The 16,487-nt window shown below is 74.2% G+C and carries 13 protein-coding genes; 6 read left to right on the top strand and 7 right to left on the bottom strand.

What is annotated here, in order from left to right:
* Window positions 1-101: 101 nt before the first annotated feature.
* The 3 genes from ACWIX7_RS21625 to ACWIX7_RS21615 all read left to right on the top strand — a co-directional run bounded on the left by ACWIX7_RS21625 (window position 102) and on the right by ACWIX7_RS21615 (window position 4,274).
* Window positions 102-356: a site-specific integrase gene (locus ACWIX7_RS21625; RefSeq protein WP_448618465.1), complete on the top strand. Its 255-nt coding sequence runs from the start codon at window positions 102-104 to the stop codon at window positions 354-356.
* Complete coding sequence (locus tag ACWIX7_RS21620; protein ID WP_448618464.1) at window positions 357-998, top strand: tyrosine-type recombinase/integrase; 642 nt, start codon at window positions 357-359, stop codon at window positions 996-998.
* Between the two features lie 570 nt (window positions 999-1,568).
* Window positions 1,569-4,274 (top strand): LuxR C-terminal-related transcriptional regulator, encoded by a 2,706-nt coding sequence (locus tag ACWIX7_RS21615; RefSeq protein WP_448618463.1) that lies wholly within the window; start codon window positions 1,569-1,571, stop codon window positions 4,272-4,274.
* 520 nt (window positions 4,275-4,794) lie between these two features.
* Here the strand turns inward: ACWIX7_RS21615 and ACWIX7_RS21610 are convergent.
* The 6 genes from ACWIX7_RS21610 to ACWIX7_RS21585 form a co-directional block, all read right to left on the bottom strand.
* A complete protein-coding gene (locus tag ACWIX7_RS21610) occupies window positions 4,795-5,430 on the bottom strand; it encodes a hypothetical protein (RefSeq protein WP_448618462.1) in 636 nt (211 codons plus the stop codon).
* Window positions 5,431-6,035: 605 nt separating this feature from the next.
* The gene (locus ACWIX7_RS21605; protein WP_448618461.1) at window positions 6,036-7,292 is read right to left on the bottom strand and encodes an alpha/beta hydrolase family protein; all 1,257 of its coding nucleotides are present in this window, start codon (window positions 7,290-7,292) and stop codon (window positions 6,036-6,038) included.
* A gap of 518 nt (window positions 7,293-7,810) precedes the next feature.
* A complete protein-coding gene (locus ACWIX7_RS21600) occupies window positions 7,811-9,415 on the bottom strand; it encodes an FAD-dependent monooxygenase (RefSeq protein WP_448618460.1) in 1,605 nt (534 codons plus the stop codon).
* A 54-nt stretch (window positions 9,416-9,469) separates the two neighbouring features.
* Window positions 9,470-9,664: a hypothetical protein gene (locus ACWIX7_RS21595; RefSeq protein WP_448618459.1), complete on the bottom strand. Its 195-nt coding sequence runs from the start codon at window positions 9,662-9,664 to the stop codon at window positions 9,470-9,472.
* An 8-nt stretch (window positions 9,665-9,672) separates the two neighbouring features.
* The gene (locus tag ACWIX7_RS21590; protein WP_448618458.1) at window positions 9,673-10,245 is read right to left on the bottom strand and encodes a BBE domain-containing protein; all 573 of its coding nucleotides are present in this window, start codon (window positions 10,243-10,245) and stop codon (window positions 9,673-9,675) included.
* 264 nt (window positions 10,246-10,509) lie between these two features.
* Complete coding sequence (locus ACWIX7_RS21585) at window positions 10,510-11,853, bottom strand: cation:proton antiporter (protein ID WP_448618457.1); 1,344 nt, start codon at window positions 11,851-11,853, stop codon at window positions 10,510-10,512.
* Between the two features lie 455 nt (window positions 11,854-12,308).
* Between ACWIX7_RS21585 and ACWIX7_RS21580 the strand changes: the two genes are divergently transcribed.
* The 3 genes from ACWIX7_RS21580 (at window position 12,309) to ACWIX7_RS21570 (ending at window position 13,592) form a co-directional block, all read left to right on the top strand.
* Window positions 12,309-12,521 (top strand): hypothetical protein, encoded by a 213-nt coding sequence (locus ACWIX7_RS21580; RefSeq protein ID WP_448618456.1) that lies wholly within the window; start codon window positions 12,309-12,311, stop codon window positions 12,519-12,521.
* Window positions 12,522-12,660: 139 nt separating this feature from the next.
* The gene (locus ACWIX7_RS21575; RefSeq protein ID WP_448618455.1) at window positions 12,661-12,996 is read left to right on the top strand and encodes a DUF6092 family protein; all 336 of its coding nucleotides are present in this window, start codon (window positions 12,661-12,663) and stop codon (window positions 12,994-12,996) included.
* Window positions 12,966-13,592: a nitroreductase family protein gene (locus tag ACWIX7_RS21570; RefSeq protein WP_448618454.1), complete on the top strand. Its 627-nt coding sequence runs from the start codon at window positions 12,966-12,968 to the stop codon at window positions 13,590-13,592. The genes ACWIX7_RS21575 and ACWIX7_RS21570 overlap by 31 nt, the downstream gene beginning before the upstream one ends.
* 613 nt (window positions 13,593-14,205) lie before the next feature.
* On the opposite strand, the gene ACWIX7_RS21565 is transcribed toward ACWIX7_RS21570, so the two are convergent.
* Window positions 14,206-15,495 (bottom strand): wax ester/triacylglycerol synthase domain-containing protein, encoded by a 1,290-nt coding sequence (locus ACWIX7_RS21565; protein WP_448618453.1) that lies wholly within the window; start codon window positions 15,493-15,495, stop codon window positions 14,206-14,208.
* Between the last annotated feature and the right edge of the window lie 992 nt (window positions 15,496-16,487).

Here is a 16,487-nt window from a genome sequence, read left to right as displayed (position 1 = left end):
CTGACCTGTCTGCGCAGGTCAGGGGACGGCTTGGGCTCGGGCCGGCCGGTGGGACGCATGCACACCGCTCCCAGTCCAGATGTCGGGCTACGGTGCGGGGCGTGGCCGTGGACCTCGCCGCCCTGCTGCCGTCCTGGGAGCTGCACCTGCGCGCCGAGCGCAAGAGCCCCGAGACGGTGAAGTCCTACGGCGACGGGGTGCGCCGCTTCCTCGCCTGGGCCGACGCCGCCGGCCGCCCCGCGGTGCTCGACCGGGCCAGCGTGAACGCCTTCACCGCGGACCTGCTCGCGGGCGGCGGCCAGCCCGCCACCGCCCGCGCCCGGCAGCTGGCCCTCCGGCGCTTCTCCGCGTGGTAGTTGGAGGAGGGTGAGAGCGACGCCGACCACCTGCTCGGCCTCAAGTCGCCCAAGCTGGACGCGAAGGTCGTCGAGCCGCTGACTCCCGAGCAGATCAGGGCGCTGGTCGCTGCCTGCGCGGGCAGGGATCTACGCGACCGCCGGGACGAGGCGCTCGTGCGGCTGATGATCGAGACCGGCGCCCGGGCCGGAGAGGTCGTCGCGCTCGGCACCGCGGACGTCGACCTGTCCACCGGCACGGCCACCGTGCGCCGCGGCAAGGGCGGTCGGGGCCGGGTGGTCCCCTTCGGCCCGCAGACCTCCCGGGCGCTGGACCGCTACCTCCGTGCCCGCCGCAGCCACCGGCTGGCCGGCGCCCCGGCGCTGTGGCTCGGCGACCGCGGCAGGGCGTTCTCCTACGACGCACTGCACAAGACGCTCGGTGAGCGGGCCCGCGCGGCCGGGATCGAGGGGTTCCGGCCGCACCGGCCGCACCGGCTGCGGCACACCGCGGCGCACCGCTGGCTCGCCGCCGGCGGCAGCGAGGGTGGTCTCATGGCGGTGGCCGGCTGGACGCGGCCGGACATGCTGCGCTACACGCGCGCGCAGGCGTCGGCCCGAGCCGCCGCCGAGGCCCGCCCGCTGGGGCTCGGCGACTTCTGACGGCGGCGGGCAGCGGTCATCCGCAGTGACCCCGACTCCCTGCTCGGCGTCGGCTCCCGTGTGCGGGCCTTGCACCCCCACGCCCGCTCCCCGCGGCTGCTGCTCGGCCAGCGCGGCCTGATGACGCCCGACGGCGCCTGCGCCCGTCCGCAACGCCCGCGCCGCGCAGGCCGGCGTCGCCGACGTGTACCCGCACCGCTGTCGGGTTCCTCGGTCGTCAGATGGCGGAGGCGAGTCCGGTGGGCTCGTCATGCGCGGAGGCGTGGACGGCGGCCGAGACACTGGCGGACGGAGCCGTCTTACTCCGCGAGCGGGCCACTCAATGGTGCCAGGAATGGGATTGGCGGCGCCCGACAACGGGACTGCATGCCTCCTGCTCCGCGGACCGAGGTGCAGCCACACCCCCACATCGTGGCCGGCTTCCTGCTTCGCACAGGCTGGTCCCGGTCTCCGCCTGCCACGCAGCGGAGCCAGACAGCTCCCTCACCGGCGTCCGGGCGTTCCTCCTCGGCCCCAGGGACCATGCGCGAGGAGCACGAGCGACGGGTAGGCGGCCAATAGCCTGCCGCGGTGGCCCCCGTACCGTCCCGTGCTCACGCCACCGTCGTCGACGAGCTCTTCCGGCGGCTGAGCGGGGACGCGGATCGGGCAGTCCTGCTCACGGGGCTGCCAGGGATCGGGAAGTCCACGACGGTCGGCCTCCTGGCGGCCAGGTTCGCCCGTGCCGGGACGTCCGTGCACTGGGTGGAAGCGGACGAGATGAGCCGCAGCCGGCCGTTTGGTCTGATCGCGGGCCTGCTGGGGGTCGAGGCCGTGTACCCGCCGGGGCCGGACACCGGGGACCGGATGGTGGAGGCGACGGAGAGACTGTGCGCCGAGGGACCGGTGCTGTTGTGCGCGGACGATCTCCACCAGGCCGACGGGGACTCGCTCGACCTGCTCGGGTGGCTCGTCGACATGTCGCGGTACCTGCCGCTGTCTTTGCTGCTCACGCGGCGGCCGCTGCCCGTCCGTGAGGGTCTGGCCGTGCTGGCGGCCCGCCCCGATGTGCACGAGGTGGAGCTCAGCGGGCTCGCCCCGGAGGAGCTGGACGCTCTGGTCACCGCCCGCTACGGCGCGCCACCCGGTCCGCAGGTCCAGGAGCTGCTCGCCGTGACCGGCGGCAACCCGCTCCACGCGCGCGTCATGCTCGATGACCTGCAGCGGCGCGGGCTGCTCGACGCCGGGCGAGAGCTGCTCACCACCTCGGCCACGGCCGCCGACACGCCCGCGTCGGTGCAGGCCGGGGCGCGGACGCACCTGGCGATGCTCGACCCGGCGTCCCGGGACCTGTTGCAGGTGCTGGCCGTGTGGGGCAGGCCCGCGGCGCCCGACCAGCTCGCGGCGGTGACCGGCAGCAGACCAGCCGCCCTGCTCGGCGCCATCCAGGCCGCCGTCGGCTCGGGTGTGGCCCGCTGGACCGACGACGGGCTGCTCGCCTTCCGGCACGACCTCTACCGCGACGTCGTCTATGCCGATCTGGAGCCCCCGCTGCGGGAGATGCTGCATGCGGCGTGCGCGGCGGAGCTGCGAACAGGCGGGGAGATCCCGTCGCAGGTGCTGCAGCAATCCGCCGCCGCGGCTCTGTCCGCGGCATCGCAGGCGGAGGTCGCGCTTCAGGTCGCCGGTACCGACCTCGCCCACGCCCCTGTGCAGGCAGCCGATCTGCTCGCCACCGCCGCGCACCAGGTGGCCGCGCTCCCCGCGAGCCCGGAGCGGACGCAGCTGGAGGACCGGATCGCCGTCGCCCGGACCGGGGTGCTGGCAACGGCGGGCAGGATGGCGGAGGCGATGCAGGTGGCGAGCGAGGCCCTGGACCGCACGTCCGATCCCGCGGTGCGCGCGGAGCTCGTGCGGCTCCGCCTGCACCACATCGTGAGCACCGCCGACGTCCCCGGCGCACTCAGCGAGATCGACCGTCATCTGGCTGGCGAGCTCCCCGACAGCGCCCGCGAGGCGCTGATCCAGCTGCGCCGGTGGGTGGTCGTGCTCGGGGGACGTCAGCCGGTCGGGGACGGGGTCCCCACAGGCAGCAGCGGCGCCGCGCTGCTGCCAGCCGCGGTGGACCTGTTCCTGTCGGGCCGCTGCCGCCGGGCCCTGTGCATGATCGACGACGCGGTGCGCGCGCGCGTGGACGCCGGCTCCCCGGACTGGGCGGACGGGCCGACGGCTCCAGTCCTGCCACCGTGGTTCGCCCTGTACGCCGACGGCATCGAGGTCGCCCGCGCACGGTCGGTGGAGCTGCGCCGGCAGGCACAGCAGTCGGGGCGCGGCTGGCAACTGCCGTACCACCTGTTCGTCGCAGCTTCGATCGACTACGTCGGAGGCCGCTGGGACGACGCGCTGGCCTTTCTCGACTCCGGTCTCGAGGCGACCGCAGTCACCGGGACGGGATGGCTCTCCCGCGCGGTCGGCCTCGGCCTCGGCATCCGGGTGCGGCGCGGCGAGCTCGACACCGCCGCGACGGGGCTCTCCCGGTGGAAGCTGCGGGCGCTGCCCGAGCAGTACGGGTTGCCGGCCGTCGGACACGCGGAGATGCTGCTGCACGAGGCCCGTGGCGACCTCGCCGGCGCCATCGACCTGGCGCGGCGGAGCTGGATCGAGACCCTCGGCTCCGGCCGCCTGGTGTGGGCGGTGTACGCCGGTCCGGACACCGCCCGCATCGCTCTACAGGCTGGGGACACCGACCTGCTCGCCCGGATCACGGCCGACTCGGCGGCGGCGCCCGTCCAGGAGATGCCCGGCATGGCCCCGGCGACCGACCTGGTCCGGGCGATCGCGGAGCGGGACCCGGACCGGGCGATGGCGGCCGCGTCGGCGTTCGCCGGGCGCGGGCACGTCCCCGGTGAGCTCGGTGCCTGGGAGGAGGCCGCCGTGGCCGCCGCGGCCCGCGGGGACACGGAACGGGCCCGCAGCTGCGCGGCCCGGTGCACGAGCGTGGCCGACCTGCTCGGCGCCACCACCGTCGAGCGACGGCTGACCGCCCGGCTGCGCGAGCACGAGATCCGGCTGGGTGTGACCGGCCGGCGGCGACGTCCGTCATCGGGGTGGAACAGCCTCACGCCCACGGAACTGCAGGTCGCCGAGCTCGTCGGGCGGGGGCTGACCAGCCCGCAGATCGCCGCCCGGCTCTACGTCTCACCCCGCACTGTGCAGACGCACATCTCGCACAGCCTGCGCAAGCTCGGCCTCGGCTCCCGGGTCCAGCTGGCCACCACGGTGGCGCGGCACCGTTGACCTCAGGCGTACCGCCGACGGCGCCGGACGTGGGCCTTGACCGACCGTGCTCTTCCCGGGGACAGCGTGCCCGGTCTGGCGGGCCGCGCCACCGACACCCGGACCGCTCTCGCAGGGAAGCGCCGGGCGAGGTCACCGGCTCCCGGTGATCCCGTCCGCCTCCCGCCGGGAGCCGCCGTCGACCCATCGGGTGCCCAGCGGCGATCGCCCCGGATCACGGCGACGCGGCCGCGACACAGGTCCTCGTGATCCGATCCCCCACATCCCGTTGACCCAGCAGTGGGAGGCCAGAGGGGTATGTCGGTCCCACGTGACCGTCGGGGGCGGGTCCCGCGACATGGACTCCCCCGTGCGGGAGCGCTCGGACCGCCTGGTCGCCGAGGAGGTGCTGCCCGTGCTGCGGTCGCCATAGCGCCGACCGCTCGACGAGCGCGGTCAGCCTCGTCCTGAGGCCCACAGGTCGTACGAGCCCCCGGCGGACACCACCCCCGTCCTGGTACTCCCGGTCCCCCGACACGGGTCAGGTCCTGCGGTCGTGGTCCTGCGCCGGCGTCGGGACCGTCTGCTCCCTTCCGGTGACGTGGTCGGGGTAGGCAGCCGTGAACTTCACCAGTCCCCAGATGACCGCGATGGGGATCACCCAGTTGAGGAGCAGCTCCACGAGGTGGACCGAGGAGAAGGTGGTGTGCTGCTGGTCGAGGGCCGTGAGGAGCAGAGAGCACCCCCCGATGACGACCAGGCCGAGTCCCCAGGCCGCGCTGATGACCCGGTTGATGGAGTGGAACGTCGGTGATCCCCAGTACTGACGCGGGGTCGACTGCCGGGCGTACTGCTCGGTGAAGGGGCGCGCCGAGGCTGTGGCCAGGACGTACACGCCGAGGACCACGCCCACGAGGGGCCGGCCCCAGGTGTAGAGCCAGTCGTCGACCGGAGGGCCGCCGACGAACCCGAGGGTGGCGATCACCCCGAAGGTGCCGAGGGACACGGCGTTCAGCGTCGTGGGATCGCCCCGCTGCCTGGCCCTGATCAGCAGGACGGCTGTGAGGACGACCGCGAGCAGCGCGCTCCACGCCACGGCATCCGCGGCCGATCGACGCGCCACGACCGTGAAGACGATCCACGGGAGGAAGTCGAGGACGAAGGACAGTGGCTTCATGGCAGCGACGCTAGGAAGCCGCCACCGAGGAGACATCCGCCATCAGGCCGATGTTCGGTCCAGGCGGGAGCGACATCGGCGCACTGCGCGGCGATCTCCGTCCCGGAGCGGAGGTCGAACTGGGCGAGGATGTGCGGGACGTGGCTCTGGACCGTCCGCGGCGAGACCTACAGCCGCCGGGACGGCACTCGCGTCGTTCGACACAGCGATCCGGTCGCGACCCGACCGGACGAGCAGGCCCCGGGTCTGCAGGTCCCCATCAGCAGGAGGACGAAGAGCGGGTCGCCGCGGCTCGGTCGAGAACAGCAGAGACGCGGTGTCCAACCGGGGGCGTCGTCGACGCACAGCAGGACCGGCCCCGCCTGGCACCAGGGGTCCACCTGTGCGCAGGCGAAGTCAGCCGGGTGGGTGCCGTCCGGCGGGGCGCCAGCAGCTGCGCGACCACTGCGAGGCCGTGCCGCAGGCCGCGGTCGTCCCCACTCGCGCGGGGCACCACGTGGCCGGCGACGAGGGGATCGGCAGGCAGCCGGTCCAGCAGGACACCCCCGGCACCGTAGGAACCCAGGTTCGGTACAGGCCGGGAAGCACGGATCGCGGCCTGGACGTCAGCGGCTCGGCAGGTGGGCCTCCAGCCACTCGAACGCGCGCAGCGCGGTCAGCCGCCGCCCGAGCGGCTGACAGTGCCAGTTGGCGCCGTCCGCCACGCCGAAGCGGGCCATCTCGTGCGGTGCGCTGAGCAGCCCGGCCAATTGCTCGGACTGCCCGGGCCAGAACTGCTCGTCCTCGGGTTCGGTGATCAGCAGCGGAGTTCGGATCCGCTCCGCCACGTCCCGCAGTTGGTAGCGGCGGACCTCGGTGAACAGGTCGAACGGGCTGCTCACGCCGAAGGGACGGGCCCGGTAGGCGAAGGTGCGCGCCGTCTCCGGGTCCCCGCCGGCCTGGGCCATGTACCGGTCGAAGTCGTCCTTGCGGCCGGCGTCGAGCAGCTGGAGCATCTCGGCCGGCAGGTACTCCGTCCAGGACGTCGACACGTCGACGACCCCCGGGTCGGCGACCGCCGCGACGAACCTGTGCTCGAACGCCAACGCCCGTGGCACCCAGTACCCGGCCTGGCTGATCCCGGAGGCGGTGAGGGCGGTGGCGTCGACGTCCGGGCGCCCGACGAGGGCGTCCACCACCGGGGTGAGCACCGCCTCCCAGTCGGGACGGAAGGTCGTCCCCCGCTCGAAGAGCATCGACTGCTGCCCCGGGCCGTCGTAGACGAACGCGTTCCAGCCGCGGTCCAGGGCCTCCGCCGCGCCGGCCCACCACATGTCGGTGATCGGGCCGTCGCTGCCGTTTGTGATCACCAGGGTCGGCCGCGCCCTACCGGAGGCGTCGGGCCGTAGCAGGTACCCGGGCAAGGTGGTGTCCTCGTACGGGACGTCGACCCGCACGAACCGGGAGCCCGCGCAGTCGATCCACGCCTCCCAGCAGTCGCGCCCCTTGCGGAACGTCGGCAGCAGGACGGCCTCGGCCTGCTCGGCCGGCAGGCCGTCGACGGCATCGAGCGAGCGGGACCAGGCGTCGGCCGCCGCGAGGAAGGTCCAGCTCGCTCCCCGGAGGTCGCCCGCCTGGCGGTGCTGCGCAGCGAGTGCCGCGAGCTGGTCCGCCCGATCCGTCCACGCCGAGAACCAGCTCGCCCAGTCGCCGTTGGTGATCCGTGCCGCAGTCGCCAGCACCGTTCCGACGTCACCCACCCCGTAGGCAGTGGCGCCGAGTGCGATGCGGATCCCGTAGTCGAAGCTCCGGTTGGCGAAGAATCCCTCCTCCAGCACGTGGGAACCGGTCGCGGTGGTCGGGACCGTCTGCTGCGCGGTCATGCCTCCTCCTCGGCTCGAGCTGCTCGGAAGCCGAGCCTCGCAGCCGGAGGTCTCGCGGACATCCGCCATCTGACGGACGGGACCCGCCCGGATACCCCTTGCGCCAGGCCACCGCTCGCGCGGCGACCGCCCCGCGGGCCACATGCGCGGTGCGAACCAGCGGCTGCCGCATCGACGACCGCGTGCCGGGGCTCGACGACGCGGCGCCGGTCCTCACGGGGTCATGACCGTGGCGGCGAACGCGACCGTTGCCACTCCTCCGTCCGTGGCCCGGGCCCGCCGTCCCCAGCCCCGCGGCTGACGGTGACGGACGTCTGCGACCCACCCCCACCCACAGCCGCCACCACCGCCCGGGTCGCCCCCACGGCCGCGCCGGCGGACGGCTGGCCTCCCCGCCGCGCCCGGTTCCACGACGATCGACTCCCGGGGTGGGTCCGGCCACCGTGGGCGGTCGGCGATCGTCACACCGATCAACAGGCGCAGCCGCCCAGCCGGCCCGCGACGGCGAGGTGGGCTGGTCAGCTCGTCGACAGCTGCGTGATGCGCAGCGCATCGGCCAGATAGGCGCGCAGCACGCCGACGTCGGCCGAGTCCGCCACGAGGCCGAGGTACCCGTCCGGGCGGATCAGAGCAAGCCCCGCGGATCCCGCTGCGCCCAGGCCATACGCCCGAGCGATCCCGCTGTCCGGATCGACCACGCAGTCCTCGGGCGCCCCCTCGTCGCCGTCCACGACCCGGACCACCGTGCCGGGGTCGCCGAGGGCCTCGCGCAGCTCGTCGAGCATGTCGGAGTCCACACTCCGGACCAGCAGCAGCATGCCGGGCCGGGCCAGCAGGTCCTCGACGGTCACGGGGGTGCCGTCCGGGCGGAGCAGGCCATCGGGGTCAGGCGCGTGGTCTCCCGCCCGGCTCGCGCCGCGGTGGTGGGCGCCGTGCTGCACCGACAGGACGCTGTCGCGGTAGCGGATCGTCGTCTCGGTCAGCGTCGCGGCGCCGGTGTCGGTGAGCCGCGGGAGGTGGCCGACGAGGAACAGGGCGAGGTCGCGGATCGCAGCCTCCGGACCGGTGGCGGTGCCGACGTCGGTCAGCGTCGTCGTGTCCCGGACCACCATGGCTCCGACGGGGTGCCGTTCGTCCTGATAGGTGTCGAGCAGCTCCGGGTCCGCTCGGCGGTGGGCGACGAGGGCGAGCTTCCAGGCGAGGTTGGCGGCGTCCTGGATGCCGGTGTTCATGCCCTGGGCGCCGGCGGGGCTGTGGATGTGGGCGGCGTCGCCCGCGAGCAGGACGCGCCCGAGGCGGTACTGCGGGACCTGGGCGTGGTGGACCTCGAAGTACGCGAGCCAGCGCGGGTGGCGCACCGTCACGCCGCCGTCCATGCGCGCGTCGGCGAGGGCCTGGATCTGCTCCAGCGTGGGGTCGGGGGCGCCGGTACCGGGGTCGTCGACGACGAACATGATCCGCGCGCGGCTCCCGGCCAACGGGAACAGGATCCCCATCCCGTCGGGGTGAGTGAACATGCGGATGGTGTCCGGTGGCCACGCCGTGTCGACGTCGACGTCGGCCATGGCGAAGTGCTGGCCGTGGAAGCCGCCCTCCAGCTTCGTGCCGGCGAGGGCGCGGGTGCTGCTGTGGCCGCCGTCGGCGCCGACGACCCAGCCGACGCGCGCGCACTCCTCCCCGGCACGGGAGCGGAGGGTGACGTCGACGCCGTCGGCGTCCTGCGCGAGCGTGGTGAGCGTGACGCCGCGTTCGACGACGATGCCGAGCTCGACGGCTCGTTCGGCCAGGACGGCCTCGGTGTCGGGCTGGGGGACGTCGAGGACATAGGGGTGGCGGCTGGGCACACTGCCGACGTCGAGACGGGCCCGGGTGGCGCCGGTGCGGCCGTCGAGCACGACGAGCGCGTCGATGCGACGGCCCCGTGCCTCCAGCCGGGGCAGGACCCCCAGGGCGGCGAGCATCTCCATGCTGCGGGCGTGCACGCCCACCGCGCGCGACTCGGTGGTCGGCTGCTCGAGCGTGTCGATGACGCGTACGGGCACGCCGTGGCGGGCCAGCTGGCAGGCGGCCGTGAGCCCCACCGGGCCGGCCCCCACCACCAGCACCTCATCCGTCGTGGTCATGGTCGTCTCTCCTGTCGCGGTGCGTTCGGCCGTCTCGTGCCACCTGATGTGCGTTCATCGGACGTTGGGGTCGGCGTCGAGGGCCCGCCGCAGGGCGACCTCCTGCCCGCGGTCGAAGTTCTCAGCCAGCGGCTCGGCGTACGTGCCGGCGCGGGCCCCGTGGATGTGGTCCGGCGTGGCGTCGTGGGTGAGCAGGCACAGCGCCGACGTACTGGGGCCCCTCGCCCACCGGCACGGACAAGGGGCCATGGCCTGCCTCATGCGGAGCCCGGGAGGGGTGCGGCGCCGGACCGCGGTGAGTCAACGTCGGCCCGGTCGGTGGTCCCGGCCGGCGGGATGGTGACCGCGAAGCGAAACAGGTCCTGCGGGTCCCATGCCGCCTTGACCGACTGGAGCCTGCTGAGAACGGGAGCTTCGAAGGCGCCGCGGGCGTCGGCGGGTCGGCCGTCGGGTCGCGCCGTGAAGATGTAGACGGACCGTCCGCCGCTCCTGGGCAGCAGCCGCCGGTACAGCTCGGTCTGCATCGCGACGGCTGCGCTGAAGCCCGGGCCGGGGTGGGCGGAGGTGAAGAGGTTGAACGCCGCGTCGCGGTGGCCGACCGCGTTCGGCACGGCCGCCGGTCGGGCGAGTGCGCCGCCCAGGTGCCGCAGCTCCAGCACGTGCGGCGTGGTTGCGCCGATCCCGGTGAGTAGGACGGCTGCTCCTGCTGCTGCTCCTGCCCGACCGCACGGCGGCCGGCTCCCGTGCGGCACCCGCACCGGCGCCGGCACCGAGCGGGGCGCGGGCATGACCGCCGGCCCGCGGCACGTCATCTTCGGCACCGGTGCCATCGGCCGATCGCCAGGACAGGCCCTAGTTACTCCCCCACCTCATGCCGCATACGAAGATCACCGACGCTGCGCTGCCGGGGTGTAGTGCGCGTAGTTGGGACCAGCCTCGAGTCCGTTGACCGACGACGTCAGGATCACCGATCCGCTTCCCTGAGCCAGCAGGTGTGGCGCGGCCGCCTTCACCGTCCGCCATGGGCCGGACAGGCGACATCCACCATCTCGGCCTGCCTGACCACCCTGAGCCTCCCTGTCTGGCGGCGCCCGTCACTGCGCCGCTCCGGGACGCGATCGGCGCCGCCCGTGGCGGGCGTTGTCACGACCAGGAGCATCCTCCTGGCGCTGGTCCTCGGCCTGGTATTCCCGCGGGTCAGCTATCTCGAGCTGTTCCTTTTGTTCTTCACCGGCCCGCTGGAGCGATCCCTGCTCGGTCGCCTCGCGCCGACCCCGGGCTGAGCGGGCCGGCCGGTCGAGTTCGATGGCCAGCACCGGCAGGAGCAGCACGGTGAGCACGCCGGCCCCCACCAGCGCCGCCGCGTTCTCCCGGAGCATTGTGCCGTTGCGCAGGCCGATCTCGGCCAGCGCCACCAGGACCGGCAGCGCGGTCGCCGTCACTAGCGCGGTCTGCACGCGCTGCCGCGCCGGCAGCACGCCGCGGTAGACCAGGAGCGCGGGCAGACCCCGGACGGCCAGCAGCAGCGCGAAGAACAGCAGCACCCGCAGCGGCGCCCCGGCGATCGAGGACAGGTCCAGGCTCATCCCCGAGTACACGAAGAAGACCGGGACGAAGAACCCGTACCCGACGGCGTCGAGCTTGCCCTCGAGCACCGGCGCCTGCCCCCCGACCCAGTGCCGCAGGACGACGCCGGCGAGGAAGGCACCCAACACCGCGTCGAGGTGGAACTCGTCGGTGACGGCAATGAGGACGATCAGCAGCAAGATCGTCGCCCGCAGGGTGATCTGGGCGGTCTCGTGCTGGCCCAGCAGGACCACCGTCGCCAGTCGCCCACCCTCCCGCACCCCGCGCCGAGCCACCGCGAGCAGCACCGCGAGCACCCCGACGGCGGCCAGCGAGACCAGCGCCGCAAAGCGGTTTTGGCTGCCGAGAAACAGCGCGATCGCCAGCACCGGGAACAGCTCGCCCACTCCACCGGCCGCCAGCAGGTATCGCCCCAGCCGGCCACCGAGCAGGCCGTGCTCGCGGAGCACCGGCAGCAGCGTGCCCAGCGCGGTCGTGGTCAGGCCCAGCGCCACGGGCGCGAACGCGCGCACCAGGCCGGCGGCGGCGAGCAATCCCACGGCGCCGAGGGCGAGGACGAGAGAGACGAACCAAGCGAGCACCGCCCGCCGTCCAGCGTCCTGACCGAACAGCCGCAGGTCGACCTCGTAACCGGCGAGGAGGAAGACGAACCCGAGGCCGACGTCGGCGAGCACCTGCACCCCGCCCGGTGTGCTCAGGCCCAGGACGTCGGGGCCGATCAGGATGCCGCCGGCCAGCAGGAGCACCACCTGCGGCACCGGCAGCCGCGGCAGCAGCCCGACGACGACCGGGGCGAGCAGCGCCACGACGAAGACCGCCACCAGGTCGTCCACGAGGAGGACGGCGTCCACGCGGATCTCCCGTCGTTGGTCCGGCCGCGGCCGGCCGGATCATCCCGCAGGCAGGTCCTCGACTGGGTTGTCAGCGAGCCGGCCTCGCCCAGGAGCTGTCCGGGGCGTCGTCGTGGGCGCAGCCGCGCCCCGGGCAGAGCACCTCGACCGTCGCGCCCCCGTCCACGACCCGAGCGGTCACCCGGCGCTGGCCGGCAACGCCATGAACCGCCCCGGTTCAATGGAGGCTCAGGCCGCTGGTACGACCGCTCCGGGGTCCGTGCCCCCGTGCTCACCGGGATGGTTTGTGCACGGCCGGCACGGTCGTCTGGCTGCTTGCCCTGCCGGCCCTGGACTACTCCCGGCAGGTCCCCGGCATGGTCGCGGTCGGGCTGGGCCTGGGCTGACCCTCCCCCACCAACACCGACGCGCTTGGCCGGGCACGGGAGTCCGAGCGCAGTCAGGCCTCGGGCGTCGTGCAGGCGGTCCGCCAGCTCGGCGGCACGCTCGGCCTCGCGGTCATCGGCAGCGTGGTGCTGCGGCTCACCCCGCACCCGCCGGACCGGGCCGGCACCGCCGATGCCATCGCCGCCGGCTTCGGCTGCGCGGCCGCCGCCTTTGTCGTGGCGCTGCTCATCGGAGCAGGACTGCTCACGCGTGCCGCGGGGGAGCGGCAGGCCAACCGGTGACGGGTGCGGGCCAGGCTTCCGCCCCGACGCCCCGCCGCCCCGCCGCCCCGCCGCCCCGACGCCCCGACGCCCGGCGCGTGCGGTCGTGGCCGCGGAGCTCGGATCCGCTGGCAGGATCCTCGGCAGGGAGGGATCCGTCATGCCGAGCTCCGACCCAGCCTGGGTCCTCGACGAGGACGAGGCGCTCGAACTGCTCGCCTACCTGCTCACCGCCGCGCGCACCCAGGTCGACGAGGCCGCCGAGTACGGGCCGCTGCGGCTGCTGACCGCCGCCCATCGACTCGCCGACCGAATCGCACCGCGGTCCTCCGACGAGACCGCCGCCTTCATCGCCGGCCCGCTGGAACAGGTGCCCGAGCTCGCCGTCCCGCGCGAGGACCGGGAGGGGTACGTCGGCCGCCTCGACGACCTCTGCCGGGCGCTCGCCGCGCACCTGACCGCCCGGTGGGCACCCGATCGGTCGGGGTCGGCGTGATCGGCGAGGACGGCCGGATCCGGGGCGCGGCGGTGCTCGAGGCGATCCGCAGCCGCCGGGTGGTGCGCGCGATGACGGCGGAGCCGGTCGACCGCCAGACGCTCGAGACCGTCCTCGACGCCGCCCGGTGGGCTCCGACCGCAGGCAACCGGCACCTGCAGCGGTTCGTCGTCACCGACGACGCCGGCGTCCTCCGGGTGCTGCGCGCGGTCTCCCCCGGCATGCTGCAGCGGCCGGCCGCGGCGATCACCATCTGCACCGACCGGGAGCTGGCGGCCGACTACGGCTTCCCGCCCGACGCACCCGGTCTGTTCGTCGACGTCGGGACGGCGATGGCGACGATCCTGCTCGCAGCCCACGCCCTCGGGGTCGGAGCCGGGCCGGTGACCTCCTTCAGCCGCGCCGCGGTCGCCGAGCTCCTGCGCCTGCCGGACTCGTGGACGCCGGAGCTCATCGTGTGCCTGGGCCATCCGGAGCCCGGTGGCCCGGCACCGATGCGCGGCCAACCCGGCCTCACCTGGCGCGACCTCACCAGCTGGGTCCCGTCCGACCGGCCCCGCTCGGCCGGGCCGGCGCCCTCCCCGCGGGCGCGCTGAGGTGCACCGCTCCCAGCCACGCTGAGGTGAGCCCAGGTGACCCGCCGCCCGTGCTGGACAGCGCGAGGGCGGCAGCGTGCAGGTCCCTCCGGTGAGCCCCGACGAGTTGCGCGGTCGTCGACCGCGTCGGCCGGCGACCGCCCCTGGAGGAATGCCGCTGGTGTGGCCGAGACGGGTCCCCGCCCATCGTCGAGCCGCTGCCTGGCATCACCCGGCACGCCATCGGCCCTGCCGTCCCATCGCAGTGAGGGCGGCCGCCCCATCTCGACCTGCCGCCGGTCGCCTCTCGGGAGGGCCGCACGCTGCCCCGACGCGGCCGACGTCACCGTCGTGCTGGTGCACCACCGCGCTCCCCCATCGGGACGTCGCTGGTGGGACGGCTCCCGTCTCACGGTGTCCGATTCCCCTCGGACACAGATCAAGGGCCCATGGTCGATGACCGCGGAGACCCGGTCGTCCATCTCACAGCGATCGTCGGCCCCGCGGAGGGTGGCAGTCGAGTAGGGGGGCCGCGGGTCGGCTTCCGGTGTCGCGCACCGTTGACCGTGCCTCCGGCGTGCGCGCCGCCCACGGTCGGGAGGTCCCCGGTGGGTCGGTGCCGGTGAGGGACCCGTCAGGGCTCATCTGGAGGGCCTACCCGCGCCCCTCTCGCTCCACGCAGGAACTCGGCTGCCTCCTGCTCCACCGCGGCGGCGAGCACGTCGAGACCCCCAACCACCGAGGGGTCGGCGACCAACCCGAAGCCCAGCCGGTCGGCGACCGACAGCACCGCCACCCGCAACGCGTGGTGCTGCGCCACCTCGACCAGCGGCTGGACGGCGCCGACCGGCGCGCCGAGCACGGTGACCGCCCGGTCCGGGCCGCGCACGTTGGACACGTTCAACGCGAACGACCGCCCGCTGCGCTGCAGCCGCTGCGACCAGTCCGCCAGGCGGGGTGAGAACCGGGCCATCCGGTCCGAGAGCTCGTCCAGCTCCTGGGCGTCGTGGCGGGCCTTGCGCTGCGCCGTCTCCCGGCGGACGGCGACCAGCCGGGCCACCGGGTCCGGCTCGTCCACCGGCAGGTCCACCCGGAACCAGGAGTCGCGGTTGCCGGCCCGGTCGCCGTCGTGGTGCATGGTCACCGGCACCTTGACCCTCAGCCCGTGGATCGGCCCGTGCCGGTGCTCCAGCCACCGGCGCAGCGCACCCGCCACCACCGCGAGCACGGCGTCGTTCACCGTCGCGCCGGCCAGCCTGCCGGCGGCCTCGTGCAGACCCGACATCGAGGTCACGGCGAGGGCGACCTCGCGTTCGCGGCCCACCGCCGCGTCGAACGGCGAACGCCGCAGCCCGGGGAGGAGCTCACCGGTCAGCACGCCGGCCAGGGACGAACGCTGCGGGGGTCCGCCGGCAGCCCCTGCCCCCGCGGCTCCGGAGCCGTGCCCGCCCGGGCTGGCAGGGGTCGGCGCGGGATCCCACAGCACGTCCTCGGCCAGGCGCATGACCGTCCCGCCATCGGCGAGGGCGTGGTGGACCCGCCACACCAGGACCGCACCGCCGCTCGCCACCGGACCGATCAGATCCATCCGCCACAGCGGCCGGCTGCGGTCGAGGCGCTCCCCGAACAGCCGGACCAGCGCGGCGCGCAACCCGGAGCCGTCGAGCGGGCGGGCCGCGCCGACGGCCCGGACGTGCGCCGCGACGTCCACCTCGTCCGAGCGCCACACCGGCTCGTCGGGCGTCCCGCTCAGCCGCCAGGTCAACCGCGGCGCGGCCGGCAGCCGGCGAGCGACCGCGTCACGCAGCCGCCGCAGGTCCGGGGCGCCTCCCGGCAGGTGGACCACCGTGGCCGTGTGCCCCACCAGCCGGGCGTCCTCCAGGGCGAGGATCGTCTTGTCCTCGGCGGTCAGCGGGACCTGCACGGCAGCAGCCTGCCGGTGCCGGGCGGGTGCCGACAAGCGGGATCCCGACCGAGGTCGAGCACCGCTGCCCTGGCGGCCGAGTACGCCTGCGGGCCGGCTCCCCCGCTGGGCGCTGCCACCGAGGCCGTGTCGATGATCGCCCCGCCCCGCCCGCCGGCCTGCATGGCGCGGGCTCCGTGCTCGTCACCGAGGAACACGCTGCGCAGCAGCACGGCGAACGGGCACGACCTCGAGGTGACCTGATGGTGGTCAGATCGGGGGTCGAACCGCCTCGAGAAGCAGTCAGGGGCCGTTCCGGATCTCTCCGAACACGGCCCCTCACCCGCGGTTTCCCGCTGTCGGGCTGACAGGATCTGAATCGCGACCCCTGGACCCCGGGTCACATTCGAGGGGTTCACCCTGGTGCGCCGTCATTCATTTCCGCTGGTTCGCGGCCTGCGGATTCCGCCGGGATCCGTCTTGGTCCACCGCCGTCCGGAGCGCGTTGCTGTACCGGTTGCTGCACTTCGCTCCCGCGCTCGGGCGTGTCTCTCACTCCAGGGCTCACTCCCACCAGAGCCGGCCTTGCCGACGCTTGCACCCGGCGGACACAACTCTCGTCGCAAGGTTGCATCGACCCAGCGGCCAGACCCTTCTGCGGTACTTTTCCAGTTGGCTCTTCTGGCTCGCCTCGGCGGAGACGTCACGTACGCGGCCGCCAGACCGTTCACCCTGCGATTTGATCTCGGGATCGTTGACCACTGTTAACTCGCGTTGAACATGCAGGTGGAGCGGCCAGCGCGGCGTTGAGCGTCGATGGCTCGGACCGGCTGCTTCCGGGAGTATTGAATGAGCAAAGGATGCATGACCGTGACGGTCATGCCCCGCGGCACGCGTTGAGCGTTGAAGAGGCGTCGCCCGCCGAGAGCCCACCGTCCGGCCGTCACCCTCGCGGTCCCGAAGGCTTCGCCGGTGGCGACCAACCGGGTAGCGGAGTCCGAGCCGAGCAGCGG

The organism is Geodermatophilus sp. URMC 65, assembly GCF_053502545.1.
Note: the sequence above shows the minus strand (reverse complement) of the source record. Positions and strands in the feature narration are given on the sequence as shown.

Bases quoted from the DNA above. Each gene is read 5' to 3' on its own strand.
- ACWIX7_RS21605 (WP_448618461.1), bottom strand. From the start codon at position 7,292: ATGACCGCGCAGCAGACGGTCCCGACCACCGCGACCGGTTCCCACGTG.
- ACWIX7_RS21590 (WP_448618458.1), bottom strand. From the start codon at position 10,245: ATGGCACCGGTGCCGAAGATGACGTGCCGCGGGCCGGCGGTCATGCCC.
- ACWIX7_RS21600 (WP_448618460.1), bottom strand. From the start codon at position 9,415: ATGACCACGACGGATGAGGTGCTGGTGGTGGGGGCCGGCCCGGTGGGG.
- ACWIX7_RS21610 (WP_448618462.1), bottom strand. From the start codon at position 5,430: ATGAAGCCACTGTCCTTCGTCCTCGACTTCCTCCCGTGGATCGTCTTC.
- ACWIX7_RS21575 (WP_448618455.1), top strand. From the start codon at position 12,661: ATGCCGAGCTCCGACCCAGCCTGGGTCCTCGACGAGGACGAGGCGCTC.
- ACWIX7_RS21595 (WP_448618459.1), bottom strand. From the start codon at position 9,664: ATGGCCCCTTGTCCGTGCCGGTGGGCGAGGGGCCCCAGTACGTCGGCG.